Annotated in this window: 22 protein-coding genes; 9 read left to right on the top strand and 13 right to left on the bottom strand. The window is 67.4% G+C overall.

Annotation, left to right across the window (positions count from 1 at the left end):
• The first annotated feature begins 78 nt into the window (after window positions 1–78).
• Window positions 79–1,491, top strand: a complete 1,413-nt coding sequence (locus tag AB4Y64_RS12705; protein ID WP_441816822.1) for a mannose-1-phosphate guanylyltransferase/mannose-6-phosphate isomerase — start codon at window positions 79–81, stop codon at window positions 1,489–1,491.
• Window positions 1,492–1,506: 15 nt separating this feature from the next.
• On the opposite strand, the gene AB4Y64_RS12700 is transcribed toward AB4Y64_RS12705, so the two are convergent.
• Complete coding sequence (locus AB4Y64_RS12700; RefSeq protein ID WP_441816821.1) at window positions 1,507–2,427, bottom strand: ATP-grasp domain-containing protein; 921 nt, start codon at window positions 2,425–2,427, stop codon at window positions 1,507–1,509.
• A gap of 177 nt (window positions 2,428–2,604) precedes the next feature.
• Between AB4Y64_RS12700 and AB4Y64_RS12695 the strand changes: the two genes are divergently transcribed.
• Both AB4Y64_RS12695 and AB4Y64_RS12690 read left to right on the top strand, forming a co-directional pair.
• The gene (locus AB4Y64_RS12695; RefSeq protein WP_441816820.1) at window positions 2,605–3,333 is read left to right on the top strand and encodes a CoA transferase subunit A; all 729 of its coding nucleotides are present in this window, start codon (window positions 2,605–2,607) and stop codon (window positions 3,331–3,333) included.
• A gap of 26 nt (window positions 3,334–3,359) precedes the next feature.
• Entirely contained in the window at window positions 3,360–3,989 is a 630-nt protein-coding gene (locus tag AB4Y64_RS12690) for a CoA transferase subunit B (protein WP_441816819.1), read from the top strand.
• Between the two features lie 58 nt (window positions 3,990–4,047).
• On the opposite strand, the gene AB4Y64_RS12685 is transcribed toward AB4Y64_RS12690, so the two are convergent.
• Together AB4Y64_RS12685 and AB4Y64_RS12680 are read right to left on the bottom strand one after the other, a co-directional pair.
• A complete protein-coding gene (locus AB4Y64_RS12685) occupies window positions 4,048–6,129 on the bottom strand; it encodes a glycoside hydrolase family 99-like domain-containing protein (protein ID WP_441816818.1) in 2,082 nt (693 codons plus the stop codon).
• Window positions 6,130–6,133: 4 nt separating this feature from the next.
• The gene (locus tag AB4Y64_RS12680) at window positions 6,134–7,792 is read right to left on the bottom strand and encodes an electron transfer flavoprotein-ubiquinone oxidoreductase (RefSeq protein WP_441816817.1); all 1,659 of its coding nucleotides are present in this window, start codon (window positions 7,790–7,792) and stop codon (window positions 6,134–6,136) included.
• An 89-nt stretch (window positions 7,793–7,881) separates the two neighbouring features.
• On the opposite strand from AB4Y64_RS12680, the gene AB4Y64_RS12675 reads away from it, so the two are divergent.
• On the top strand, window positions 7,882–8,478 hold the full coding sequence (locus AB4Y64_RS12675; RefSeq protein ID WP_441816816.1) for an alpha-ketoglutarate-dependent dioxygenase AlkB family protein: 597 nt from the start codon (window positions 7,882–7,884) through the stop codon (window positions 8,476–8,478).
• 25 nt (window positions 8,479–8,503) lie between these two features.
• On the opposite strand, the gene AB4Y64_RS12670 is transcribed toward AB4Y64_RS12675, so the two are convergent.
• The 4 genes from AB4Y64_RS12670 to AB4Y64_RS12655 are packed head-to-tail and all read right to left on the bottom strand — an operon-like array spanning window position 8,504 to window position 12,069.
• The gene (locus AB4Y64_RS12670) at window positions 8,504–9,163 is read right to left on the bottom strand and encodes an ABC-type transport auxiliary lipoprotein family protein (protein WP_441816815.1); all 660 of its coding nucleotides are present in this window, start codon (window positions 9,161–9,163) and stop codon (window positions 8,504–8,506) included.
• The gene (locus AB4Y64_RS12665; RefSeq protein ID WP_441816814.1) at window positions 9,160–10,086 is read right to left on the bottom strand and encodes an MlaD family protein; all 927 of its coding nucleotides are present in this window, start codon (window positions 10,084–10,086) and stop codon (window positions 9,160–9,162) included. The genes AB4Y64_RS12670 and AB4Y64_RS12665 overlap by 4 nt, the downstream gene beginning before the upstream one ends.
• A 1-nt stretch (window position 10,087) precedes the next feature.
• Window positions 10,088–10,948 (bottom strand): ABC transporter ATP-binding protein, encoded by an 861-nt coding sequence (locus AB4Y64_RS12660; protein ID WP_441816813.1) that lies wholly within the window; start codon window positions 10,946–10,948, stop codon window positions 10,088–10,090.
• Between the two features lie 2 nt (window positions 10,949–10,950).
• Entirely contained in the window at window positions 10,951–12,069 is a 1,119-nt protein-coding gene (locus tag AB4Y64_RS12655) for an ABC transporter permease (protein ID WP_441816812.1), read from the bottom strand.
• Between the two features lie 128 nt (window positions 12,070–12,197).
• Here AB4Y64_RS12655 and AB4Y64_RS12650 point away from each other — a divergent pair, with 128 nt between their 5' ends.
• Complete coding sequence (locus AB4Y64_RS12650) at window positions 12,198–13,448, top strand: threonine/serine ThrE exporter family protein (RefSeq protein ID WP_441816811.1); 1,251 nt, start codon at window positions 12,198–12,200, stop codon at window positions 13,446–13,448.
• Between the two features lie 104 nt (window positions 13,449–13,552).
• Here AB4Y64_RS12650 and AB4Y64_RS12645 read toward each other — a convergent pair whose 3' ends face one another.
• From AB4Y64_RS12645 to AB4Y64_RS12635, 3 genes are all read right to left on the bottom strand, one after another.
• Window positions 13,553–13,921, bottom strand: coding sequence for an H-NS histone family protein (locus AB4Y64_RS12645; protein ID WP_441816810.1), 369 nt, complete (start codon window positions 13,919–13,921; stop codon window positions 13,553–13,555).
• A 250-nt stretch (window positions 13,922–14,171) separates the two neighbouring features.
• Window positions 14,172–15,884 (bottom strand): proline--tRNA ligase, encoded by a 1,713-nt coding sequence (locus AB4Y64_RS12640; RefSeq protein WP_441816809.1) that lies wholly within the window; start codon window positions 15,882–15,884, stop codon window positions 14,172–14,174.
• A 95-nt stretch (window positions 15,885–15,979) separates the two neighbouring features.
• A complete protein-coding gene (locus tag AB4Y64_RS12635; protein ID WP_441816808.1) occupies window positions 15,980–16,390 on the bottom strand; it encodes a DUF4124 domain-containing protein in 411 nt (136 codons plus the stop codon).
• 82 nt (window positions 16,391–16,472) lie between these two features.
• On the opposite strand from AB4Y64_RS12635, the gene pssA reads away from it, so the two are divergent.
• Genes pssA through AB4Y64_RS12615 form a run of 4 tightly spaced genes read left to right on the top strand, consistent with a single transcriptional unit; the run spans window position 16,473 to window position 18,721 of the window.
• The gene (gene pssA, locus AB4Y64_RS12630; RefSeq protein ID WP_441816807.1) at window positions 16,473–17,249 is read left to right on the top strand and encodes a CDP-diacylglycerol--serine O-phosphatidyltransferase; all 777 of its coding nucleotides are present in this window, start codon (window positions 16,473–16,475) and stop codon (window positions 17,247–17,249) included.
• The gene (locus AB4Y64_RS12625; RefSeq protein WP_441816806.1) at window positions 17,246–17,674 is read left to right on the top strand and encodes an alanine acetyltransferase; all 429 of its coding nucleotides are present in this window, start codon (window positions 17,246–17,248) and stop codon (window positions 17,672–17,674) included. The genes pssA and AB4Y64_RS12625 overlap by 4 nt, the downstream gene beginning before the upstream one ends.
• Before the next feature lie 53 nt (window positions 17,675–17,727).
• Window positions 17,728–18,165, top strand: coding sequence for a ribosomal protein S18-alanine N-acetyltransferase (gene rimI, locus AB4Y64_RS12620; RefSeq protein WP_441817015.1), 438 nt, complete (start codon window positions 17,728–17,730; stop codon window positions 18,163–18,165).
• 58 nt (window positions 18,166–18,223) lie between these two features.
• The gene (locus AB4Y64_RS12615; RefSeq protein WP_441816805.1) at window positions 18,224–18,721 is read left to right on the top strand and encodes a hypothetical protein; all 498 of its coding nucleotides are present in this window, start codon (window positions 18,224–18,226) and stop codon (window positions 18,719–18,721) included.
• 22 nt (window positions 18,722–18,743) lie between these two features.
• On the opposite strand, the gene AB4Y64_RS12610 is transcribed toward AB4Y64_RS12615, so the two are convergent.
• The 3 genes from AB4Y64_RS12610 to AB4Y64_RS12600 all read right to left on the bottom strand — a co-directional run bounded on the left by AB4Y64_RS12610 (window position 18,744) and on the right by AB4Y64_RS12600 (window position 23,623).
• A complete protein-coding gene (locus AB4Y64_RS12610) occupies window positions 18,744–21,572 on the bottom strand; it encodes a valine--tRNA ligase (protein WP_441816804.1) in 2,829 nt (942 codons plus the stop codon).
• Window positions 21,573–21,720: 148 nt separating this feature from the next.
• Window positions 21,721–22,143, bottom strand: coding sequence for a DNA polymerase III subunit chi (locus tag AB4Y64_RS12605; RefSeq protein WP_441816803.1), 423 nt, complete (start codon window positions 22,141–22,143; stop codon window positions 21,721–21,723).
• Window positions 22,144–22,147: 4 nt separating this feature from the next.
• Window positions 22,148–23,623 (bottom strand): leucyl aminopeptidase, encoded by a 1,476-nt coding sequence (locus AB4Y64_RS12600; RefSeq protein ID WP_441816802.1) that lies wholly within the window; start codon window positions 23,621–23,623, stop codon window positions 22,148–22,150.
• Window positions 23,624–23,778 lie beyond the last annotated feature (155 nt).

Genomic DNA, 23,778 nt, shown 5'->3' with positions numbered 1-23,778 from the left:
GTCTCAATGGCCCTTTGGTCCGTGTGGCGGGCAGTCCGCTATCCTTAAGGGCCGTATGAAATGTAGTCCGGAGCCAGGATGCTTCATCCCGTTGTCCTTAGCGGCGGTAGCGGTTCCCGCCTTTGGCCGCTCTCTCGCCAGAATCAGCCCAAACAGTTCCTGACCCTGATCGGGGATCGCTCGCTTTACCAAGAGACTGTGGTTCGCGCCTCGAAATTGCCGGGCGCCCAGGCACCCGTCACCGTATGCAGCGGTGATCACCGGTTCATGGTTGGCGAGCAGTTGCAGGAAATCGGCATTTCCAATGGTGGAATACTGCTGGAGCCGATCGCGCGCAACACGGCTCCAGCCATTGCTCTGGCCGCTCTGCACGTCATTGCCAACGACGCGGACGCTTCCCTCTTGGTGATGCCCGCTGACCACCTGATCGAGGACGAGTCTGCCTTCCGCAATGCGGTGGCGGCGGCCACGGGCCTGGCCGAGGCGGGCTGGCTGGTGACGTTCGGAATCACTCCTGACTATGCTGAAACGGGCTACGGCTACATCCTGCGCGGAGAAGGTCTGAGCGACGACGGCTTCAAGGTCGAACGCTTTGTTGAGAAGCCTGACGCGACTACCGCCGAGCGCTATGTCGCCGAGGGCGGATACGCGTGGAACTCAGGCATGTTCCTGTTCAAGGCCAAGAGCTATCTCGACGAACTCGCCAGGCATGCTCCGGAGATCTTTGAAGCCGCGCAATTGTCCTACGCGGCGTCGGAGGGTGACCTGGATTTCATCCGCGTCGGCAAGGATCAGTTCGCGGCCAGTCCCAATGATTCCATTGACTACGCTGTGATGGAGAGGACTGATCGTGCCGCCGTGGTCCCAGTGAGCTGTGGCTGGAGCGACATCGGTTCGTGGTCGTCATTGTGGTCCGTTGCTAAGCGCGACGTCGATGACAACCGCCATGATGGCGATGTCATCTCGATCGATACCAAGGGCTGTCTGGTACGCGCCTCTGACCGTCGCATGATCGCTACCATCGGTGTCGAAGATCTCGTCATCATCGATACGCCCGACGCCACGCTGGTCGCGCGGAAAGATCGGGTCCAGGACGTCAAGACGATCGTCGACCACCTAAAGGCGGCCGGTCGCCAGGAGCACCTGTTCCATCGAAAGGTTTACCGCCCGTGGGGCAGCTACGACTCGATCGACGTGGGCGAGCGCTTCCAAGTCAAGCGGATCGTGGTCAAGCCCGGCGCGGCGCTGAGCCTGCAGAAGCACCACAAGCGGGCCGAGCACTGGATCGTCGTGTCCGGCGTCGCCGAAGTCACGTGCGATGACAAGGTGTTCGACCTGCACGAAAACCAGAGCACCTACATCCCGCTCGGCAGCGTGCATCGCCTGCGCAACAACGGCAGCGAGCCGGTCGAGCTGATCGAGGTGCAGTCGGGCAGCTACCTCGGCGAGGACGACATCGTCCGTCTCGAGGACGTTTACGGACGATCCTGAGGCAGCCCCGGGCGCTCAGATGGCCGGCGCGCTGCTGCGCAGCGTGTCGGCCAGCAGCGCGGCGAAGCGGTCCGCGCTGCCTGCGGCATGCGCGAAGAACAGCGACGGTTCGCACAGCTCCAGCTCGAGCAGGCGCGGGCTGCCGTCGTCGTCGCGGATCAGGTCGACGCGCGCATAGGTCAGCGGGGATTGCAGCTGCAAACTCGCCGCCGCGGCGGCAAGAACGTTCTCCGCCAGCGCCAGCTCATCCTTGCCTGGAATTCGCGCCGTGATCTCCTCGGCGGCAAACAGATGCTCGGTCGGGCCTTCGTCGCGCTGCAGCAGCGGTCCCTTGCGGATGGCGTGGCTGAAGCGGCCCTCGAAAAACAACAGCGCGGTTTCGCCGTCACGGTCGACAGACGCCAGGTACGGCTGCAGCATCGCGCTGCGGTCGGCCTCGAGCAGGCGCGCGACATGGTTGGCCGCAGCGAACTCCTGCTCGCGCGAGTAGCGCTGCGCGTCGCGGGACCCGGCTCCGACCGCCGGCTTGACGACGAACTCCGCCGCATCGGGATGGGCGGACAGAAATGCCTGCAGCGTTGGCAACGGGTCCATGTCCGGCTCGACGAAACGCGTCGCGACCACGGGCACGCCGCGTTCGGCCAGGGCGGCCAGATAGTGCTTGTCGGTGTTCCAGGCGATCACCGGCAGCGGATTGAGCAGCTGGCTGCGCGTGGACACACGCCCGCACCAGTCGAGGAACTCGCGCAAGCGCTCGGTGTAGTCCCAGGGCGAACGCAGCAGCACGGCGTCGAATCGCGACCAGGCGACGGACGGGTCGTCCCAGGCGCGGACCTGGGTGGCGATGCCGGCGCGCGCGCAGGCGTCGAGCAGCGGCACGAGGTCGTCGTCCAGGGCGGCTGCAGCGATGGCGGTGACGAGGGCGAGTCGTGGCATGGATCGAAGTCTAAAGGCAGGGCGCGCTTGCGGGATGGTTGGGGGTGGGGTTGGCGCGCGCTCGGTGATGGCTTCCCCCCCCCCAAATGGTCCATCCACCATGCCCGAAGGTACGGTGGCCGCATGGATGCGGCGCGGTAAACTGCAGAAATTCGCAGACCCGAACCGGAGCCCCCCATGGCCGCGACGCAAGCCGGCGCCAGCAGCAAGAGCAAGGTTTTTCCAGACGCCCGGACCGCACTGGCAGGCGTCGTCGCCGATGACCAGACCCTCGCCGTCGGCGGTTTCGGCCTGTGCGGCATTCCCGAAGCGCTGATCGCGGCCCTGCGCGACAGCGGGGTCAAGGGCCTGACCGCGATCTCCAACAACGCCGGCGTCGATGGCTTCGGCCTGGGCCTGCTGCTGACGACGCGGCAGATCAGGAAGATGATTTCGTCGTACGTCGGCGAGAACAAGGAGTTCGAGCGCCAGTTCCTGTCCGGCGAGCTCGAGCTCGAGTTCAACCCGCAGGGCACGCTGGCCGAGCGCCTGCGAGCCGGCGGCGCCGGCATTCCCGCGTTCTTCACCCGCACCGGCTACGGCACGATCGTGGCCGACGGCAAGGAGACGCGCGAATTCGACGGCCAGCACTACGTGATGGAAACCGCGCTCAAGGCCGACGTCTCGCTGGTCAAGGCGTGGAAGGCCGACAAGTCGGGCAACCTGGTGTTCCGCAAGACCGCGCGCAACTTCAATCCGGCGTGTGCAATGGCGGGCAAGGTCTGCATCGTCGAAGTCGAGCAACTGGTGGAAGTGGGCGAGATCGATCCTGACCAGGTGCACCTGCCGGGCATCTACGTGGATCGCATCGTCCACAACCCGACGCCCGAGAAGCGCATCGAGCAGCGCACCGTGCGCGCCGATTGACCCACGAATACTGAGGACATAACCCCATGCCCTGGACCCGCGACCAGATGGCGCAACGCGCCGCGCAGGAACTCACCGACGGCGCCTACGTCAACCTCGGCATCGGCTTGCCGACGCTGGTGGCCAACTTCATTCCCGACGGCATGGACGTCTGGCTGCAGAGCGAAAACGGCCTGCTCGGCATCGGCCCGTTCCCGACCGAAGCCGAAGTCGACGCCGACCTGATCAACGCCGGCAAGCAGACCGTGACCGCGCGTCCGGGTGCGAGCTACTTCGGCAGCCACGACTCGTTCGCGATGATCCGCGGCGGCCACATCGACCTGGCCATCCTCGGCGCGATGCAGGTCACCGACCAGGGCGACCTCGCCAACTGGATGGTGCCCGGCAAGATGGTCAAGGGCATGGGCGGGGCGATGGACCTGGTCGCCGGCGTCAAGCGCGTGGTGGTGCTGATGGAACACACCGCCAAGAGCGGCGAGCACAAGATCCTGCCGCAGTGCACGCTGCCGCTGACCGGGGTTGGCGTGGTCAACCGGATCATCACCGAGCTGGCAGTGATGGATGTGACGCCGCAGGGTCTGCAACTGGTCGAGCTGGCGCCGGGTGTCAGTGCGGACGAACTGCGCGAGAATACCGGCGTCGCCATTCACTCCTGACGTACCCGGGCAGGCACGCTGCTTGGTGCCTGCCTCGACAGGTGGTCACGCAATCGAATCAGCTGCGACCGGCGAACGGGTAGGGTTGCGATGCGTCTGCCTCGGGCTCGCCGCATACGGCGGCGGCGCTGCTGATCCTGAAGCCGGCGCTGGCCGCACAGCAGGCGAAGATCCGCTCCACAGCGTGCGCGAAGGTGCCGTCGATCTGGCCGGCTTCCGCTTCGAACTCCCATTCGTCCAGGTGCGCGTCCAGCAACGTGCGTAGCGCCTCGGGTCGCACCCAGAACATCGTGCCGGAGACGAATCGATCGTATCGGCGTGATTCCGCGTCCAGGCCCAGGCGCGCGCTGAGGTACTCGAGTTGCGGCCGGTTGCCACCGAGATACTCTCCGGTCGACAGCAGGTGACCTTCCGGTGCCACGATCCCCAGATCCGGCTCGCGCCCGAAGGCATCGATGATCGCCGCCGCCCGGTTTGCCGAGAGGAGCCGGTCAACCAGGTCGCGCCGCCACGATTCGCCATTGTCGCGATGCACCGAACGTTTGGTGTGCAGTTTCAGCACGAGTTGTTCGCCCTCGTCGAGCAAGCGGTCTGCCAGCTTCAGGAACGGCAGGATGTCGCGACCGCGATTCTCGACCGGCACGATCTCGGCGGCCATGCCCTGCGCGGCAAGGCATGCCGCGACGGCGTCGACCTTGTCCGGCGAGGTGGTGATGATGGTCCTGAACGCTTCTCCGCTGGCTTTCAGCGCGACCAGGATTTCGTCGAGAACTTCCGGGTACCACGCGTGGATCAAGGCGCATGGCCGCCGCGGTGAGGTCTGGGCTTGCCTGGCGCGCGCTTGCAAAGCGTCGCGCGTGGCTTGCAGCCACGCATGTCCGAGCCTCGCGTCGGGCTCCAGCAACGCGCCTTCCGCCCACTCGTTCCAGGCGTTGATGAAGACCAGCCGGTCACGCTGCGGCGAACCGGAGAGGCGCGCATCAACGGTGTGCTGCAGCCAGTCGCGATAGCGACGAGGTGCCGCATGCAGGTAGGTGCGCCCTTGCCCGGGACGCCGGGCCTCGTTGTCCCAGCCGCAGTTCACGCCGGGGAACAGGCGATAGGCGGGCATGGGCCGCCGACTGTAGTCCTTCGCCAACTCGCGCCAATCCAGTACCTGGCCCCGGTAGTCGGCATTGAGCAGTTGCTGGTCGGCGGTGACGTTGTTCGGCGTGGCCAGGTTCGGCGGGAACTCCACGGCCGCGTCGAAACCGAATTCCTCTGGCGCGGCGCGGTCGAAGCTCTGCGTGTAGGCGATGCAGATCTCGCCTATACCGTTGGCAAGACACCAATCGCGCCAGCGCTTCGCGGTTGCACTTGCATCGGGCAGCAAGCCGGGGCGATACACCAGCAGCAGCGGCTTTCCATCCACGCGCAGGTAACGCCGGTCGCGCAGGTAAGGGGCGATGTGGGCGATGAACGAGAGGTCATCGGCTTCGCTGTGCTGCTGACCGATCAGGATGTCGTCGGCCCGGCCGTCCCAGCGTCGCGACCAGTTCTCGTTGGCCCAACACAGGCAGAACGGCAGCGTGATCGAGTCATCGCGCAGCCACTGCTCCAGCGGCGCCTCGAGCAGTGTCTTTCCGCCAAACCAGTAGTAATAGAAGCAGAACGCGCCGATGCCGTACGCCTGCGCGAGGCTGGCCTGGTCGCGCATGACCTGCGGGTTGCGCAGGTCATAGTGGCCCAGGTCGGAGGGGATTCGCGGCTGCGCATGCCCACGGAATTGCGGCAGCGCACGCGACACGTTGCGCCATTCCGTAAAGCCCTTTCCCCACCAGGTGTCGTTCTCGGCAATGGTGTGGAACTGCGGCAGGTAGAACGCGACCAGCGTGGCTGGCAGCGGCGAGGGCAGGGCCTCTTCGCGATACGGGACGAAGCCGAGTGCCGGCTGGTCGCTGCGCACGCGTGCGCGGTGTGAGGGCATCTCCGCAGCGCCGACCCTGCCGCGTGGCCCCTGCGGAACCAGGTCCTGGTAGCGGTCGAGGAAACTCTGGCGAAGACGGTCGCGCGTGCGCTCGGGCATCGGCGCGATGCGGAATGCAAGGCGCAGGCTGTCGAACAACGCGCTGCGGAGCCGGTCTTGCAGGCGGGACGTCATCGGATCACAGGTTCTGGTAATTCGGCCCCGAACCACCTTCAGGCGTCACCCAGTCGATGATCTCGTACGGGTCCTTGATGTCGCAGGTCTTGCAGTGCACGCAGTTGGCGGCGTTGATCTGCAGTCGCTTGCCCTTGCTTCCATCGGCATGCACGTCCTCCACGATCTCGTAGACATTGGCCGGGCAGAATCGCGTGCAAGGGTTGTCGTACTCCTCGACGCAGCGTGTGACGCAGATCGAGGTGTCGCGCACCTTCAGGTGCACCGGCTGGTCTTCGTCGTGCTCGGTCGCTGCGTAGTAGACGCTCTGCAGGCGGTCGCGCGGGGCGAGGTCGCGGGTGACGTAGTCGCGCTTTGGCGACTCGTGCTCGGCGACCTTGTCGAGCGTCGACCAGTCGGCCTTGACCTTCAGCGTCCACGGCGACAGGCCGGCGGTGATCGTCTCCCATGCCGAGTTGAGGATGCCGAACCACAGGCCGCGCTTGAACCCCGGCTTGATGTTGCGGACCTTCTTCAGCTCGGCCATGGCCTCGGACGCGCGCAGCTTCGCGTCGAAGCCCTGCGGTGCAAGTTGCGAAGCCACCAGGTGTTCGGCGGCGAGCATGCCCGAGCGGATCGCCTGGTGCGTGCCCTTGATCTTGGGCACGTTGAGCAGGCCGGCGGTGTCTCCGATCAGCAGCGCACCGGGCATCTCGACCTTGGGCAGCGACTGCCAGCCGCCGCAGACGATCGCGCGCGCACCGGCCGACAGGATGCTGCCGCCTTCCAGCAGCGGCTTGACCGAGGGGTGGTTCTTCCATTGCTGGAAGGCTTCCCACGGCTTGTATTCCGGGTCCTTGTAGTCGAGCCCGCTGACATAGCCCAGGGCGATGCGGCCCTTGTCGAGGTGATACAGGAAGCTGCCACCGTAGGTCTGGCTGTCGGCCGGCCAACCGAAGCTGTGGACGATCTTGCCCGGTTCGACACGGTCTTCCGGCACCTGCCACAGTTCCTTCAGGCCGATCGAATAACTCTGCGGGTCGCAGTCGGCGTCGAGTTTGAACTGCTTGACCAGGCGCTTGGTGAGGTGGCCGCGCGCACCTTCGGCGAGCACGGTGACCTTGGCACGGATGTCGATGCCGGCGGTGTAGCCGGGCTTGTGCGAACCGTCCTTGGCCACGCCCATGTCGCCGATGCGCACGCCTGCCACGGTGCCGTCGGCATCGTGCAGCGTCTCGGCGGCGGCGAAGCCCGGGTAGATCTCGACGCCCAGGGCCTCGGCCTGCGGCGCCAGCCAGGCGCACAGCGCGCCGAGGCTGACGATGACGTTGCCGCGGTTGTGCATGCCCGGGGGGATCGGCAGCGGGGTATGGCCGGTCTTGCTCAGCAGCCAGAACTCGTCCTTGACCGCCGGCACGCAGATCGGCGGCGGGTTGTCGCGCCAGTTCGGCAGCAGGGCGTCGAGCGGGCCGGTCTCGATCACCGCGCCGGAGACTATCTGGGCGCCGATGGTCGAGGCCTTCTCGATCACGCAGACCGAGATTTCGGGATTGAGCTGCTTGAGCCGGATCGCGAAGGCCAGGCCGGATGGACCGGCGCCGACGGTGACGACGTCGTACTCCATCACGTCGCGTTCCACCGTGGGCTCGCTCGCCGCGTCGGCGGTGGTCTCGTATTGGCTCATGCTGGCGGCTCCGCTGCGGCTGGCTTTACAACCGTGGATTGTCGCGGTTTTGCGCAGGGACGGGCAAATCGCCGTGCTAGCGTGATCGCATGACCCTGTCGCCACTGCCTCTGGCCGCCGCCGAACTGCGTCTGGACCCGCACTGGCTGGGCGCCGGGCAGGCCGATGCGCTGTTTGCCGCCCTGCGCGAACAGGTGGCGTGGGACGTGCACCGGATCCGCCTGTTTGGCCGTGAAGTCGATTCGCCGCGCCTGAGCTGCTGGATCGGCGATCCCGGCACCGGCTACCGCTATTCGGGAACCCGCTTCGAGCCGCGCCCCTGGCCGCCGGCGCTGCTGCCGGTCCGCGCGCGCTTGTGCGAGGAACTGGGGGTGAGTTTCAACAGCGTGCTGGCCAACCTCTACCGCGACGGCCACGACGCCATGGGCTGGCACAGTGATGCCGAGCCCGAACTGGGGCCGTCGCCGGTGATCGCCTCTGTCAGTCTCGGCGCGCCGCGGCGGTTCGCGCTGAAGTCACGTGCGGAGCCGACGCAGCGGCTCGCGCTGGAGTTGCCCCACGGCAGCCTGCTGGTGATGGCGGGAGCGACGCAGCGCAACTACCGTCATGCGTTGCCGCGCACGGCCAAGCCGGTGGGCGCGCGCATCAATCTCACGTTCCGGGAAATCCTCGCCACGCGCCCGTGATGGCTCCCGCCCGTCAACGACGTGGTCAGGAGCGCGGTGCGGGCTGGTAGCCCTGGCCGCTGGTCAGCGTCCAGCCGGCGATGTCGTGGCCGACCGTTGTCAACGACTGCTCGAACGCGCGGGCGACGTCGGGCACCGAAGTGCTCGTTGCCGGTTGCGCCTGCAGGAACGTGCGCGAGGCGACGATCTTCTGGTCGCGCGTGTGCAACAGCTTGGCCGAGACTTCGATGGTCGCCGAGGGCACGGCCTGGCCGGCGTAGTCCGACTCGAAGCGGCGGATCTCCAGCAGCAGCCTGAAATCGGCGGCGATGCCGCTGCCCTGGCGGGCGACGGCGGCGATGCGGCCGGAGTCCTCGAAGGTCCGCAGCAGGGTGTCCTGCAGCATCTCCGACGGCGGGCGCGCCCATTGCGCGCCGCTGTAGACCTGGATCTCGCCCGGGGTCGGCCGCACCGCGATGCGCAGGCTGTCGATCACCCGCGCGCCGGTCGGCGGCGTCAGCGCCAGCTGCCAGTTCACCGTCGGCCATGCCGGGTCGGGCTGCACATGCGGCTCGGGCGCGTAGATGGTCGCGGTGCCCTGGGGCTTGTCGCTCAGGATCGAGCAGCCCGAAAGCAGCAGGGCCACGGCCAGCCCGAGTCCGAGCCGCCATGCGTGGGCAGGCGCTGTGTTCGCTCGCGTCGTCATTTGGGTTCGAACTCCTTGGGCGCGTCGCGGCCAAGCAGATAGCGGGTCGGGTTGCCGTCGAGGCGGTCGGAGATGCGGCGCAGGTCGCGCACCAGCGAGCGCAGTTCGGACAGGGTCGGGCCGAGTTGGGCCAGGCCGTCGTTGGCGAAGCTGTTGATCGCGTTGCGGTTGTCGGCGAGCACGCCGTTGGCGTTGTTCGCAGCCGAATCCAGGCGGGTCAGCGTGCTGTCGAGCTTGGCGATCAGGCCAGGCAGTTTGGCGACCAGTTCGCGGTCGACGCTTTCGACGGCATGGTTCGTGGTGACCAGGGTCCTGGACAACTGCTCGCTGGACTTGCGCGCGCTGGTGATCAGCGTGCTCAGGTCTTCGCGCTGGTCGGCGATCGTGCTGGTCATCGCTTCGATGTTGGCCAGGGTGTTGGAGACGCGTTTGACGTTCTCGTCGCTCAGCACCTGGTCCATGCGCGCGACCAGGCGGTTGGCGGTGTCGGCGATGTTCTGCAGGGCCGAGGCCTCGGTCTGGATCACCGGCGTTTCGCGACGGTCGACATCGGCCAGCGCCGGGCTGCCGGGATTGCCGCCGGTGAGCTGGATGAAGGGGCTGCCGGTGATGCCCTGCATCGACAGCTTGGCGCGGGTGTCGGTCTTGATCGGTGCGCTGGCCTGCAGGCGCAGCAGCGCGATCACCCGGCGCGGATCGTCCGGCGCCAGGCGCAGGGTTTCGACCGTGCCAACCGAGATGCCGTTGTACTGCACCGGGCTGCCTTCGGTCAGGCCGGTCACCGGTTCGTTGAACAGCACGGCGTAGTTGCGCCAGTCCTTCTCCGAGGTGTATTTGGCCGCCCACAGGGCGAACAACAGCAGCAGCAGCGTCATCACGATGGTGAAGGCGCCGATGAGGACGTAATTGGCCTTGGTTTCCATGTCAGGACCGCAGGTCGGGGTTGTGGTGCGTGACGTTCATCGGATTGCCGATCTCCTGCTCACGGTGCCTGTTCTGTTGCGCGGCTCGCGCGCGTGGCCCGTGGAAATACTCCTGCACCCACGGGTGGTCCATCTGTTCGACTTCCGCCAGCGGTGCGCAGGCGATGATCTTGCGATCGGCGATCACCGCGATCCGGTCACAGATAGCGTAAAGGGTGTCGAGGTCGTGTGTGATCAGGAACACGGTCAGGCCCAGCGCCTGCTGCAGGGTCCGGATCAGGCGGTCGAACGCGGCCGCGCCGATCGGATCGAGGCCGGCGGTGGGTTCATCGAGGAACAGCAGCGGCGGGTCCAGCGCCAGTGCGCGGGCCAGCCCGGCGCGCTTGCGCATGCCGCCCGACAGTTGCGACGGCAGCTTGTTGAGTGCATCGGCCGGCAGCCCGGCCAGCTTCACTTTCAGCAGCGCCAGTTCGTAGCGCAGCGAATCGGGCAGGTCGCTATGGTATTCCTTCAGCGGCACCTGCACGTTCTCGCCCACGGTCAGCGACGAGAACAGCGCGCCGTCCTGGAACAGCACGCCGGTATTGCGCTCTATCGCCCGACGCACGTCCGGGTCTTCGCTGCGCGCATCCAGGCCGAGCACTTCGATCTCCCCGGCATCGGGCTTGCGCAGGGCCAGGATCGAGCGCATCAGCACCGACTTGCCGGCACCGGAGCCGCCAACGACGCCCAGGATCTCGCCAGGACGCACGTCCAGATCGAGGTTCTCGTGCACGACCTGCTCGCCGAAGCGGTTGGTCAGGCCGCGAACGCGCACGATCGGCTCGTTGCTGTCGGGGGCGTGGTGGAGGGCGTCGACCATGCTCAGATGCCCATCTGCATGAACCAGATGGCGAAGAACGCGTCGAGCACGATCACCATCGAGATCGATTGCACGACGCTGGAGGTGGTGCGCTCGCCGACCGACTGCGCGGTGCCTTCGACCTGCAGGCCCTCCAGGCATCCGATCAGGCTGATCAGCAGCGCGAAGACCGGCGCCTTCGACAGGCCCACCAGGAAATGCCGCAGCTCCATCGTTTCGTGCATGCGCGCCAGGTATTGCTGCGGCGGGATGCCCAGGCTGTAGGCGCCGACGGTGAGGCCGCCGATCAGGCCGAAGACCATGCCGACGAAGGTCAGCAGCGGCAGCATGACCAGCAGCGCCAGCATGCGCGGGATCACCAGCAGGTCGACCGGGTCCATGCCGAGCGTGCGGATGGCGTCGACTTCCTCGCGGCTGACCATGGCGCCGATCTGCGCAGTGAAGGCGCTGGCGGTGCGGCCGGCCAGGACGATGGCCGTCAGCAGCACCGCGAACTCGCGCAGGAACGAAATGCTGACCAGTTCGACGACGAAGATCTGCGCGCCGAAGTCGGCCAGGATGTTCGCGCCCAGGAACGCCACCACGGCGCCGACCAGGAAGCACAGCAGGGCGATCAGCGGCACCGCGTCGAGGCCGACCTGCTCCATGTGGTGGACGGTCGCGGTCGGGCGGAAGCGCGAGGGTTCCTTGAACATGCGCAGCAGTTTCAGCTGCGCCTCGCCGAAGAAGCCGATCAGCGCCCGCGCCTCGCGGTAGTTGTCGGTGACCGCAAAGCCCAGGCGGGCCAGCGCCGCGCTCACGCCGTACTCGCGCTTGCGGCGCGGGCGGTCGTCGGCGACGTCTTCGATCGCCGACACCAGCGCGCGATGGTCGTCGTGGAAACTGAAGACATCGAACTCGATGCCGTGGCGGCGGGCGAATCGCAGCAGTTGCAGCACGCCCACCGAATCCAGCCGTTCGACACCGGTGGCGTCGACCGCATCGATCGCATCGGGCGCCTGCGAAAGCGCCTCGCCGATCTGGGTGGCGTAGTCGAGCGTCCAGCGACCGCTCAAGCGCAGTCGCGACGGCGCTTGGCCATCGGCGGCGATCTGCGGCGGGTGCGCGGTCGTATCGGTCATGGAGCCTCGGGCGCGAGGATACCTGAGTCGAGGGCGGCGGTAGGCGAAGGCGGCCCGCCCCGGGGCGAATGCGCGATGGACCGCCGCTGCGCTCCCGCATTCGCGTTGCGCATGCCATCCTTCGCGCCATGTCCAATCCTTCCCCTCTGAGCGCTGCCAGCTACGCTGCCCGGATCAATTTCGTGATCGAGCTGGCCGAACGCCTGCATGCCTACGGCACCACCGCGCAGCGGCTGGAGGGGGCGATCAGCGCGGTCGCGCAGCAGCTGCGGCTGGAGTGCGAACCGTGGTCGAACCCGACCGGGATGATCCTGACCTTCAGCGACCCGCAGCGTCCGCCGGGCGACAGCGACACCACCCGCGTGATCCGCTTGCCTCCCGGCGAGAACGACCTGTACCGCCTGGCCGAGACCGACCGCATCGCCGAGGACGTCGTCGCCGGTCGCCTGGGCCTGGCCGAGGCGCACGCGCAGATGAGCGCCCTGGACAAGCCGCCGACGTGGCGCTCGCGCGCGATGCAGGTGCTGGCCTATGGCCTGGCCGCGACCGCCATCGCCGGGGTGTTGCGGCTGCCCTGGCTGGACATCGCCGTGGCCGGTGCCAACGGGCTGTTGATCGGCCTGTTCGTGCAGGTGTCGGAAGCGCAGCCGCGCTTCAAGGAACCGCTCGAAGCGGTGGCGGCGATGTTCGCCGCCAGCGTCACGCTGCTCATTGCCGCCTACGTGGCGCCGTTGAACCAGAACACCGTGATCATCGCCTCGCTGATCGTGCTGCTGCCCGGCATGGCGCTGACCAATGCCGTCAACGAACTCACCAGCCAGCACCTGGTATCGGGCACCGCCCGCTTCGCCGGTGCATTGACCACCGTGCTCAAGCTGGCGATCGGCACGGTCATCGCGCTGTACCTGGCGCAGATGGTGGGCCTGGATGCGCAGGTGCGCGCCTCGCGGCCGCAGCCCGAATGGGTGGAGTGGGCGGCGCTGGTGGTGGCGTCGTTCGCGTTCGCAGTGCTGTTCCGCGCCAATCGCCGTGATTACCCGAAAGTGATGGCGGCCGCCGCGAGCGGCTATCTGATTTCGCGATTCGGCGGCCAGGCCTTCGGCAGCCCGGCCGGTATCTTCCTCGCCGCGCTGCTGCTGACCGCCGCCGGCAATGCCTACGCGCGCTGGTGGAATCGCCCCGGCGCGATCATCCGCGTCCCCGGCATCATCATGCTGGTGCCCGGCAGCGCCAGCCTGCGCGGGTTTCTCACCCTGATCCAGCAGCAGGATATCGACGCCGGCCAGGCGGCACTGCTGGCGGTGCTCAATATCCTGCTGGCGCTGGTCGCCGGGCTGCTGTTCGGCAACCTGTTGCTGCCGGCGCGGCGGAATCTGTAACAGGCCGGCAATACCCGCCGCGGTACTCCTGGCGAGGCCTCCGGCCATAACCGACCCGGTTATGGGCCGGTCAAGACCCATATGGCGTCCGGTTATCGGCGCAATTACCGGATCAGAAACTCGTCCAGGTGGCGCCCGGTCGCGGTAAGGGCCGCCAGCCAGCGCGGCTGCTTGCCACGGCCGGTCCAGGTTTCGGTGGGGCTGGCCGGATTGCGGTACTTGGGGGCGACCTTGCCCATCGGCTTGCGGGGCTTCTTCGGAGCGGCCTTGGCCGCGGGCCGGGCGCTGCGGGGCGGCGCGCCGCCACCAAACAGTTCGGCGATGCTGTAACCCTCGGCCTTGGCCAGCTGGGTCAGCTTGCTGCGCACGGTGGCGATCGGCTTGCGCTTGTTCAGCGTGGTCTTGCGCTTCTTGGCCTGGTTGATCAGGACGTCGAGTTCTTTCGCCGACAGCGAGGTGATATCGATCGACATGAAACCTCCGTAATGGGCAGGAAATTGCGGGCGGGAGTTATCCGGGGGATGGCTGGGCTGACTTCCGCGGAAATGTCGGTTAAATGCCGCCGGCTAACTGCCGGTGATCGGGCGGGCCCGGAATATCGGCGAGACAGCCGAATCCGTGCAGGCAGCGCAGGATCATAATCCCGCGCCGCCCGCCGAGTAAATCAGGCGAATATCCAGGATTATCCGGCGCGGCCGTTGTGCCCGCGCCGGAGGTGCCAGATTACTTGCCGAACTTGGCGAAGACGCCGGCCCGGTCGAGATTCTCGGCCTCGCTGGCGCGGCGGTGGCGGTACTCGAACGTACCGGCCGCCAGGCCGCGCTCGGATACGACGATCCGGTGCGGGATGCCGATCAGTTCCATGTCGGCGAACATCGCGCCCGGGCGCAGGCCACGGTCGTCCAGCGCGGTTTCGACCCCGGCCGCGTTGAGTTCGGAGTACAGGTTCTGCGCCGCTTCGGTGACGGCGGCATCGCCCTTGGGGTTGATCATGCACACCACCGCCTGCCACGGCGCCATCGCCTCGGGCCAGATGATGCCGTTGTCGTCATTGTTCTGTTCGACCGCGGCAGCCACGATCCGCGACACGCCGATGCCGTAGCAGCCCATGGCCGGCGTGGCCGCCTTGCCGTTGGCGTCGAGCACGGTCAGCTTCATCGCTTCGGCGTACTTGCGGCCGAGCTGGAAGACATGGCCGACTTCGATGCCGCGCGCCAGGCCGATCGTGCCCTGGCCGTCCGGGGCGATGTCGCCCTCGACCACGTTGCGGATGTCGGCGACTGTCTCCGGTTCGGGCAGGTCGCGGCCCCAGTTGACGCCGGCCAGGTGATAGCCGGCCTCGTTGGCGCCCACCACGAAGTCCGCCATCGCCGCGACGCTGCGGTCGGCGATCACGCGGATGGCCTGGCGCGGAGCGACCGGACCGAGGAATCCCGGTTCGCTGCCCAGGTGATGGACGATCTCCGCTTCGGTGGCCAGACGGTACTCGGCCAGGCCCGGCAGCTTCGACAGCTTGATCTCGTTAACGACGTGGTCGCCGCGGACCAGCGCCAATACGAACCGGGCATTGCCCTCGCCATCGGAGCCGATGATCGCCACCGACTTGACCGTGCGCTGCAGGGGGATGCCCATCAGCGCGGCGACGTCCTCGCAGGTCTTCTGCGTCGGCGTGTCCACCTTGCGCATGGCTTCGCCAGCGACGGCGCGTGGCCCCGGCGATGCGGCTTCGGCCAGCTCGACGTTGGCGGCGTAATCCGAGCCACTGTGGAAGGCGAGCGCGTCCTCGCCCGAATCGGCGAGCACGTGGAACTCGTGCGAGACGGCGCCGCCGATGGCGCCCGAATCGGCCGAGACCGCGCGGAACTTCAGGCCCAGGCGGGTGAAGATGCGGCCGTAGGTGTCGTACATGTTCTTGTACTCGACCCCCAGGTCCTCGTCGCTGAGGTGGAAGGAGTAGGCGTCCTTCATCAGGAACTCGCGCGCGCGCATCACGCCGAAGCGCGGGCGGATCTCGTCGCGGAACTTGGTCTGTATCTGGTAGAAGTTGACCGGCAGCTGCTTGTAGCTCGACAGCTCCTGGCGCGCGAAGTCGGTGATGACTTCCTCATGCGTGGGGCCGTAGCAGTACCAGGCTTCCTTGCGGTCCTGGATCTTCAGCAGCTGGCCGCCGAACTTCTCCCAGCGACCGGTTTCTTCCCACAGCTCCCTGGGCTGCACCGACGGCATCAGCACTTCGATCGCGCCGGCGGCGTTCATTTCCTCGCGCACGGCACGCTCGACCTTGCGCAGCACGCGCAGGCCCAGCGGCGACCAGGTGTACAGGCCGGCGGCAAGCTTGCGGATCATGCCGGCCTTCAGCATCAGCTTGTGGCTGACGATCTCGGCCTCGGCGGGCGTTTCCTTGCTGGTGTGGAGGTGGAACTGCGACAGGCGCATCGGCTCGGCTTCAGACGTAGGGAAGCGGCCATTTTGCCATGCGCCGGCCAGCCTGGCCGGCGAGACGGTCGGAATGCGGCCCCGTCGAAAGCCGGTCAGCCGCCGCTGGCGACCGCGCCGCCCTCGCAATAGGTCTTGATCTGCGCGTGTGCCAGGTCGGTGCGATTGGCGCGTTCGCTGTCGCTGAGGTTGCGGTCGGGCTTGCCGTCCTTGTCCTCGTCGATGCCGACCGGGTTGGTCCCTTCGAGCACCGCCAGGTTGCTGCGCGCGTTGCTGCAGTTGGCGTTCACCACCGGCTTGGCGGCCGTGGGTGCGGCCGGCTTGCTGGTGTCTTCGTGCTGGCCGCGGTTCTTGTATTCCTGGCCCGCCGGCGGGGCATCGGTGTAGTGGGTGACGCCCTGGGCGTCTTTCCACTGGTACACCTTGGCCGCCGAAGCGGGCAGGGCGGCGACCAGGCACAGGCCGGCAAGAAGGCCGGGCAGCAGACGGAAGGACTGGCGGGGCATGGTGGCTCCAGGCGGTTGGGAGCGGGAGAAGGTCCGATTGCATCACCGCGCCGGGGCGCAGGCAAGCGCTACACTTCCAAATATGGACGAATTGCAACAAACCCCGCGACCGCGCGGTCGCGGCATCTACCTGCTGCCGAACCTTTTTACCACCGGCGGCCTGTTCGCAGGCTTCTACGCGATCATCGCCGCGACCCAGGGCCGTTTCGACGACGCCTGCATCGCGGTGTTCGTCGCTGGCATCCTCGACGGCCTAGACGGCCGGGTGGCGCGCCTGACCAACACCCAGAGCGAGTTCGGGGTGCAGTACGACTCACTGGCCGATCTGGTCAGCTTCGGCCTGGCCCCGGCGCTGGTGATGTACCACTGGGCACTGGCGGCGACCCGGCTGGACGGGCCCATTCCCGGCAAGATCGGCTGGGTTGCGGCGTTCCTGTATGCCGCCTGCGCGGCGCTGCGGCTGGCGCGCTTCAATTCCCAGGTCGGCCAGGTCGACAAACGCTGGTTCATCGGCCTGGCCAGCCCGGCGGCGGCGGGGCTGGTCGCCAGCTTCGTCTGGACCTGCGACGACATGGGTTTCAGCGGCGAGCAATTGCGTTACGCCGCGCTCGCGGTGACCGTGGTCGCCGGCTTGCTGATGGTCAGCCGGATGCGTTATTTCAGCTTCAAGGGCGGCGGCCCCAAGCATGACCGGGTGCCGTTCCTGGCGATCATCGTGGTGCTGGCCGTGCTGGTGGCCATCGCCATCGATCCGCCGCGGGTGCTGCTGGTGATCGGCGCCCTGTATGCGCTGTCCGGCCCGGGCTACGTCGCTTTCCGCCGGATGCGGCGCCCGGCCGCGGTCGAGGCCGGCACATGAGCGCGCTATGGACGTCGCAGCAGCGCGAGTGGCTGCAGGCCATGGGTCACCAGGTGTGGGCACTTGGCGGCGCGCAGTCGATCGAGGCCGCAGTAGAGGCCGCACCCGAGGTGGCCAGCCGCTCCGGGAACGGTCCCGACAGGGCCCGGCGCGAAGCGGCGGCACTGCTCCGCGGTGAGGCCGCCGCGCCTCAGGCCCGACCGGCGAGAGGCGAGGCCGCGCCGCAGGCGCGACCGGCTCCGCGCCCGGCAGCGGGCGGCGACCGGCTGCTGGCTGCCGTATTGCGTGCGGCTGGGCGGCAAAGTGGCGATGCCGACGTCGCCGCGCTGGTTCCCGATCCGGCGGCCCTGCGCGGCAACGCCGCGGCCAAGCGCGCGCTTTGGCCGAACCTGCGCGCCCTGCGGCGACGGGGTGGTGTGGCGTGAGCGCGCTGGCCGTCGATACCGGCCAGGCGTCGCCCGCCGGCGCATTGCGGCCCATGCGTGAGGACGATCTCGACGCCGTGCACGCGGTCGAGATACGCGCCTACGAATTTCCGTGGACGATCGGCATCTTCCGCGACTGCCTGCGCGCCGATTACCCGGCCTGGCTACTGCAGCAGGGCGGCCAGATCGTCGGTTATTTCCTGATGAGCATCGCGGCTGGCGAGGCGCACGTGCTCAACATCTGCATCGATCCAGCCGCACAAGGGCGCGGCCATGGCCGCCATCTGCTGCGGGCGATGATGCATGTCGCCCGGGGCCGCGGCGCCGAGCGCGTGTTCCTGGAAGTGCGGCCGTCCAACGCCGGCGCCATCGCGCTGTACCACTCCGAAGGCTTCAACGAGATCGGCCGGCGCCCGCGCTACTATCCGGCGCGCGATGGTCGCGAGGATGCGCTGGTCATGGCGATCGAGCTGTTGCCGCCGGAGATGTAGGGACCGCAGCTGCGTCGGCACTGCGGAAGGGGGTTGGAGTCGGGGACAAGGAGCAAGCATGCCTTTGCAGTCGCGCCCGTCGTTATTGGTCATCACGCTGATGGCGGTGTTGCCGTCCGTGCTGCCTTCTGTATCCGCGAATGCGGGGGAAGTCGCACCGGTCGTACCGGTGGTCTGGGAATCGCCCGGATGCGACTACGACAAGCTCGGTTCGGTCGAGATCACACTGGGCCAGCGCGTCAGTGAAACCACCATGGATCCCAACGTGCCCACGGTCGATTACGGTCGCGCCATGGCCAGGCTCGCCGAAGCTGCCCAGGCCAGGGGCGCCAACGCGGTGGTCCTGCGCCAGCACCAGGGTGTCTACTTCACCCTCAAGGGCAAGCGCAGTCGCGAACCTGTGTACGTGAAGCTCAGCGGCGGCGCGATCCGGCTCACACCGGAAGCCATGGCGAAATGCCCGCTCATGCCGGTATCGGTCGCCGATCTGCGCGAGCGCTCGCGCAGCGAGAAAGCGGTCAACGCGACATCGCGCGAAGCATTCGAGGGCGGCTGAGTTACCGCCCCCGAGACCGCAATCAGCCCAGCTTGGCCCGCTGCGACGCCAGTGCCTCGCGCTGCAGGTTCCAGTCGGCCAGTCGCTTGCGCTCCTGTTCGACCACGGCCGGCGGTGCGTTGGCAACGAAGGTTTCGCTGGCCAGCTTGTTGTGGCACTTGCCGATTTCGCCGTCGACGCGCTTGATCTCCTTGTCCAGGCGCGCGCGCTCGGCATCGAGGTCCACCAGGCCTTCCAGCGGTACCAGCAGCTTGAGCTCGCCAACCAGCGCAGTCGCGGCGGCGGGCGCGGCGTTGGCATCGTCGAGGATGGTGATCGCGTCCAGCTTGTTCAGGAAACGCAGCTGCGAGTCGAAGCGCGCGACGCGGTTGCGATCAGCGTCGGTGCAACCGGCAATCAGCAACGGAATCGTCTTCGACGGCGCCACGTTGAGTTCGCTGCGGATCTTGCGCAGCGCGCTGACCATGGCCATCAGCCACTCGACGTCGGCTTCGGCGCCGGCGTTGTCCTGCCCGCCGAAATCGGCGGCCTGCGGGTACGGGCGAACCATGATGGTGGTGTCGGCCAGGCCGAGCTTCGGGCCGATCTGCTGCCACAGCTCCTCGCTCACGAACGGCACCAGCGGGTGCAGCAGACAGAGCAGTCGCTCGAGCACGAACAGCAGGGTGTGACGGGTGCTGTCGGCCGCGGCGGCGTCATCGCCCTGCAGCGCCGGCTTGGACAGCTCGACGAACCAGTCGCAGAACTCGTTCCAGGCAAACTCGTACAGCGCCTGCGCGAGCAGGTCGAAGCGGTAGCTGGCGAAGTGGGTCTCGGCCTCGGCGGACACCTTGGCCAGGCGCGAGAGGATCCAGCGCTCGGGGTCGGTGACGGGCTGCGGCTGCGAGGCAAGCCCATCCCCACCCAACCCTCCCCTTGAAGGGGAGGGCTTGAAACCCTCGGTGTTCATCAGCACGAAGCGCGTGGCGTTCCACAGCTTGTTGCAGAAGTTCTTGTAGCCCTCGGCGCGACCGAGGTCGAACTTGATGTCGCGGCCATGGGTGGCGAGCGCGGCGATGGTGAAGCGCAGCGCGTCGGCGCCGAACGCCGGGATGCCGTCCGGGAATTCCTTGCGCGTGGCCTTCTCGATCTTCTCCGCCATCTTCGGCTGCATCAGGCCGTCGGTGCGCTTGGCCAGCAGGTCTTCCAGCGAGATGCCGTCGATCAGGTCGAGCGGATCGAGGACGTTGCCCTTCGACTTGGACATCTTCTGGCCATGGGAATCGCGGATCAGGCCGGTGATGTAGACGTCCTTGAACGGCACGCGACCGGTGAAATGGTCGGTCGCCATGATCATGCGCGCGACCCAGAAGAAGATGATGTCGAAGCCGGTGACCAGCACGCTCGACGGCACGTAGCGGTCGAAGCCGCGTTCGGCCATCGCCTGCTCGTCCGGCCAGCCCATCGTGCTGAACGGCCACAGTTGCGAGGAGAACCACGTTTCCAGCACGTCGCTGTCCTGCGACAGGGTGACGGTGTGGTCGAGAGAGTGGCGTTCGCGAACCTCGTCTTCGTTGCGGCCGACGAAGATGTTGCCCTCGTCGTCGTACCACGCCGGGATGCGGTGGCCCCACCACAGCTGGCGGCTGATGCACCAGTCCTGGATGTTCTCCATCCAGTGGCGATAGGTGTTGATCCAGTTGCCGGGGACGAGCTTGACGTCTCCGGGCTTTCCATCAATACCCCCGACGAGTTCGAGACCGCGCGCGGCCAGGCCGTCCATCTTCACGAACCACTGGTCGGTCAGGTACGGCTCGATCACCTGGCCGGTGCGGTCGCCGCGCGGCACCTGCAGTTTGTGCGGCTTGGTCTCGACCAGGCGGCCGGCGGCCTCCAGGTCGGCGAGCACGACCTTGCGTGCTTCGTAGCGGTCGAGGCCGCGGTACTTCTCGGGCGCGTTATCGTTGATCGCAGCGACGCGGGTGAAGATGTTGATCAGCGCCAGGCCATGACGCTGGCCGACGGCATAGTCGTTGAAGTCATGCGCGGGCGTGACCTTGACCACGCCGGTGCCGAACTCGCGGTCGACGTAGTCGTCGGCGATGATCGGGATCTCGCGATCGCTCAGCGGCAACCTGACCGTCTTGCCGATCAGGTGGGTGTAGCGCTCGTCGAGCGGATGCACCATCACCGCGACGTCGCCGAGCATCGTTTCCGGGCGCGTGGTCGCAACCACCAGTTCGCCGCTGCCGTCGCTCAGCGGGTAGCCGATCGACCACAGGAAGCCGTCTTCCTCTTCGTTGACGACTTCAAGGTCGGAGATCGCGGTCTTCAGCACCGGATCCCAGTTGACCAGGCGCTGGCCACGGTAGATCAGGCCGTCATCGAACAGGCGCACGAACGCCTCGATCACCGCCTGCGCGGCCATCGGGTCCATCGTGAAGACGCTGCGCGACCAGTCGCCGGACGTGCCCAGGCGGCGCATCTGCCGCTCGATCGTGTCACCGGACTGCTGCTTCCACTCCCACACCTTTTCGATGAAGCCGTCGCGGCCGAGATCGTCGCGGGTCAGGCCGTCACGGCCGAGGTTGCGCGCCACCACCATCTCGGTGGCGATGCCGGCGTGGTCGGTGCCCATCTGCCACAGCGTGTCGTAGCCCCGCATGCGGTGGTAGCGGATCAGCGCGTCCTGCAGCGTGTGCTGGAAGGCGTGGCCCATGTGCAGCGTGCCGGTGACGTTCGGCGGCGGCAGCAGGATGGTATAGGGCTCGCCCTTGCCGCTGGGCTTGAATACACCGCTGCGCTCCCACGCTTCGTACAGGCGGGTTTCGAACTGCTTGGGGTCGTAGCTGGAGGCGAGGGTGTCGGTCATCTTCGTATCGATTGATGGGCGTCGTCCCGGCGAATGCCGGGATCCACCTGGATGTTGCCTGTGACGTTGACCACGAAGATCAACGTCAAAATGGGTCCCGGCGTTCGCCGGGACGACGGTGCGGCGGGGCGGTGGGCGGTGAGCGGTACTACATGTCGTGCTTCTTGAGATCGAGCCCGCGCGCCTGGTACTGCTTCCAGCGTTCGCGCAGGGGACCGCGCGCCGAGTCGTCGGCCGGAACCACTTCGAGCACACGCTCGAAGCTGCCCGCCACCGGCTCGTCGCGCAGGTTGATCACCACCGGCCGCAACGGCGTGTCCGAATCGGGCGTGGCGATCAACACCGGCGCCAGTTCGTCCTCGTCGTCGCCGGCGACCTGGTGCGGGATGTAGGCGTTCTCGTCGAACTCCCACAGCAACTCGTCCAGGCGCTCGGCCTGCTCGTCGTCGCGTACCAGCACCAGCGTCCACAGGTTGGCGTCATGCGCCTTGCGCGCGAGTTCGCACACCAGCAGCAGCGGTTCCTCGCGGAACCGCTCTTTCTGGATCAGGTAAAAGTCCGCGCGCGCCACGCGGTCAGGCCGCCCGGTCCAGCAGCCACTGGCTCAGCAGGCCGACCGGGCGACCGGTGGCCATGCCGCGCTTGCCTTCATCCGACGCGCTGCCGGCGATGTCCAGGTGCGCCCAGCGCTGGCCTTCGGTGAAGCGGCCGAGGAAGCAGCCTGCGGTGATCGCGCCGGCCCAGCGTCCGCCGATGTTGTAAACGTCGGCGAAGCTCGACTCCAGCAGGGTCTGGTACTCGTCCCACAGCGGCAGGCGCCAGGCGCGGTCGAACACGTTCTCGCCGGCATCGAGCAGTTCGGCGGCGAGGTCGTCGTGCTTGCTCATCAGGCCCGAGGCGAACTTGCCCAGCGCAACCATGCACGCGCCGGTGAGCGTTGCCACGTCGACCAGCGCCTGCGGCTCGAAACGCTGCGCGTAGGTCAGCGCGTCGCACAGGATCAGGCGGCCTTCGGCGTCGGTGTTGCCCACTTCAATCGTCTTGCCGGACATGCTGGTCAGCACGTCGGACGGACGGTAGGCATCGGCGTCGGGCATGTTCTCCACCGCCGGCACGATCACCACCAGGTTGACCGGCAGCTGCATGCCGACGGCCGCGACGAACGTGCCCATGACGGTGGCGCCACCGCACATGTCGTACTTCATCTCCTCGATACCGCCTTGGGTCTTGAGGTTGATGCCGCCGGTGTCGAAGGTGATGCCCTTGCCGACCAGCACATAGGGCTTGGCGTCGCCGCCGTTGCTGTACTTGAGGACGATGAGCTTGGGCGGATTGGCCGAGCCGCGGCCGACCGCGAGCAGCGAGCCCATGCCCAGTTCGGTCATCTGCGCCACGTCGAGCACGTCGCACGCAGTGGTCTCGAAGCGACCGGCGAACTCCTGCGCCTGCTGCGCCAGGTAGGCCGGGTTGCAGACGTTCGGCGGCAGGTTGCCCAGCTCGCGGGAGAACTGCACGCCGGCGGCGATGGCCTGGCCCTGCGCCAGGGCGACCGCGTCGTCTCCCAGGATCGAAAACTTGCGCAGGCCCGGCTCTTCCTTCTTCTTGCTGGTGCCGAGCGTGGCCGTGTAGCGGTAGCAGGCGTGGTCGGCGGCGATCGCGGCCTGGCGGATCGCCCAGGCGCTGTCGCGGCCGGCGACCGGCACTTCCGACAGGGTGAACAAGGCATTGGCGACCGGGCCGTTGCGCAGGGCGCGGGCGGCGTCGCCGGCGGCCTTGAGGTACTGCGGCACGCCGAACTTGCCGGCGTCGCCCAGGCCGATCACCAGCACGCGCGGAGCGCTGACACCCGGCAGGTCGTAAAGCAGGGCGGTCTTGCCGGTCTTGCCACTGGCGTCGCCGCGCTCGAGCAGGGCAGCCAGGCGGCCGCCGCTGGCCTCGTCCACGGCCTTGGCCGCGGGCGTGAGGCTGTTGTCGGCAAAGGCGCCGACGACAACGCAGTCAGTGTGAGCGGCGGCAGGCGCGTCGCGGTTCAGGTCGAATTCGAGGGCCATCCAACAGATTCCCAAAAGCAGACAAAAATGGAGCCTGGCCAGAAACGTGGGCAGACGTACAACCAAACTCCGTACAATCGAGCGGCTGTGAGGGGGATGCAATGTCCCCGGCCGCGCTTCGCGCAGCCACCTCACGCCCTCGGACGAATTCCCCC

The organism is Lysobacter sp. TAF61 (assembly GCF_052113485.1).
Classification (GTDB): Bacteria; Pseudomonadota; Gammaproteobacteria; order Xanthomonadales; family Xanthomonadaceae; genus Lysobacter_J.
The sequence above is the reverse complement of the archived record's forward strand: the minus strand, read 5'-3'. Positions and strand labels throughout refer to the sequence as shown.

Coding starts and splice junctions, on each gene's coding strand:
- AB4Y64_RS12705 (WP_441816822.1), top strand. CDS start 79: ATGCTTCATCCCGTTGTCCTTAGCGGCGGTAGCGGTTCCCGCCTTTGG.
- AB4Y64_RS12700 (WP_441816821.1), bottom strand. CDS start 2,427: ATGCCACGACTCGCCCTCGTCACCGCCATCGCTGCAGCCGCCCTGGAC.
- AB4Y64_RS12695 (WP_441816820.1), top strand. CDS start 2,605: ATGGCCGCGACGCAAGCCGGCGCCAGCAGCAAGAGCAAGGTTTTTCCA.
- AB4Y64_RS12690 (WP_441816819.1), top strand. CDS start 3,360: ATGCCCTGGACCCGCGACCAGATGGCGCAACGCGCCGCGCAGGAACTC.
- AB4Y64_RS12685 (WP_441816818.1), bottom strand. CDS start 6,129: ATGACGTCCCGCCTGCAAGACCGGCTCCGCAGCGCGTTGTTCGACAGC.
- AB4Y64_RS12680 (WP_441816817.1), bottom strand. CDS start 7,792: ATGAGCCAATACGAGACCACCGCCGACGCGGCGAGCGAGCCCACGGTG.
- AB4Y64_RS12675 (WP_441816816.1), top strand. CDS start 7,882: ATGACCCTGTCGCCACTGCCTCTGGCCGCCGCCGAACTGCGTCTGGAC.
- AB4Y64_RS12670 (WP_441816815.1), bottom strand. CDS start 9,163: ATGACGACGCGAGCGAACACAGCGCCTGCCCACGCATGGCGGCTCGGA.
- AB4Y64_RS12665 (WP_441816814.1), bottom strand. CDS start 10,086: ATGGAAACCAAGGCCAATTACGTCCTCATCGGCGCCTTCACCATCGTG.
- AB4Y64_RS12660 (WP_441816813.1), bottom strand. CDS start 10,948: ATGGTCGACGCCCTCCACCACGCCCCCGACAGCAACGAGCCGATCGTG.
- AB4Y64_RS12655 (WP_441816812.1), bottom strand. CDS start 12,069: ATGACCGATACGACCGCGCACCCGCCGCAGATCGCCGCCGATGGCCAA.
- AB4Y64_RS12650 (WP_441816811.1), top strand. CDS start 12,198: ATGTCCAATCCTTCCCCTCTGAGCGCTGCCAGCTACGCTGCCCGGATC.
- AB4Y64_RS12645 (WP_441816810.1), bottom strand. CDS start 13,921: ATGTCGATCGATATCACCTCGCTGTCGGCGAAAGAACTCGACGTCCTG.
- AB4Y64_RS12640 (WP_441816809.1), bottom strand. CDS start 15,884: ATGCGCCTGTCGCAGTTCCACCTCCACACCAGCAAGGAAACGCCCGCC.
- AB4Y64_RS12635 (WP_441816808.1), bottom strand. CDS start 16,390: ATGCCCCGCCAGTCCTTCCGTCTGCTGCCCGGCCTTCTTGCCGGCCTG.
- pssA (WP_441816807.1), top strand. CDS start 16,473: ATGGACGAATTGCAACAAACCCCGCGACCGCGCGGTCGCGGCATCTAC.
- AB4Y64_RS12625 (WP_441816806.1), top strand. CDS start 17,246: ATGAGCGCGCTATGGACGTCGCAGCAGCGCGAGTGGCTGCAGGCCATG.
- rimI (WP_441817015.1), top strand. CDS start 17,728: ATGCGTGAGGACGATCTCGACGCCGTGCACGCGGTCGAGATACGCGCC.
- AB4Y64_RS12615 (WP_441816805.1), top strand. CDS start 18,224: ATGCCTTTGCAGTCGCGCCCGTCGTTATTGGTCATCACGCTGATGGCG.
- AB4Y64_RS12610 (WP_441816804.1), bottom strand. CDS start 21,572: ATGACCGACACCCTCGCCTCCAGCTACGACCCCAAGCAGTTCGAAACC.
- AB4Y64_RS12600 (WP_441816802.1), bottom strand. CDS start 23,623: ATGGCCCTCGAATTCGACCTGAACCGCGACGCGCCTGCCGCCGCTCAC.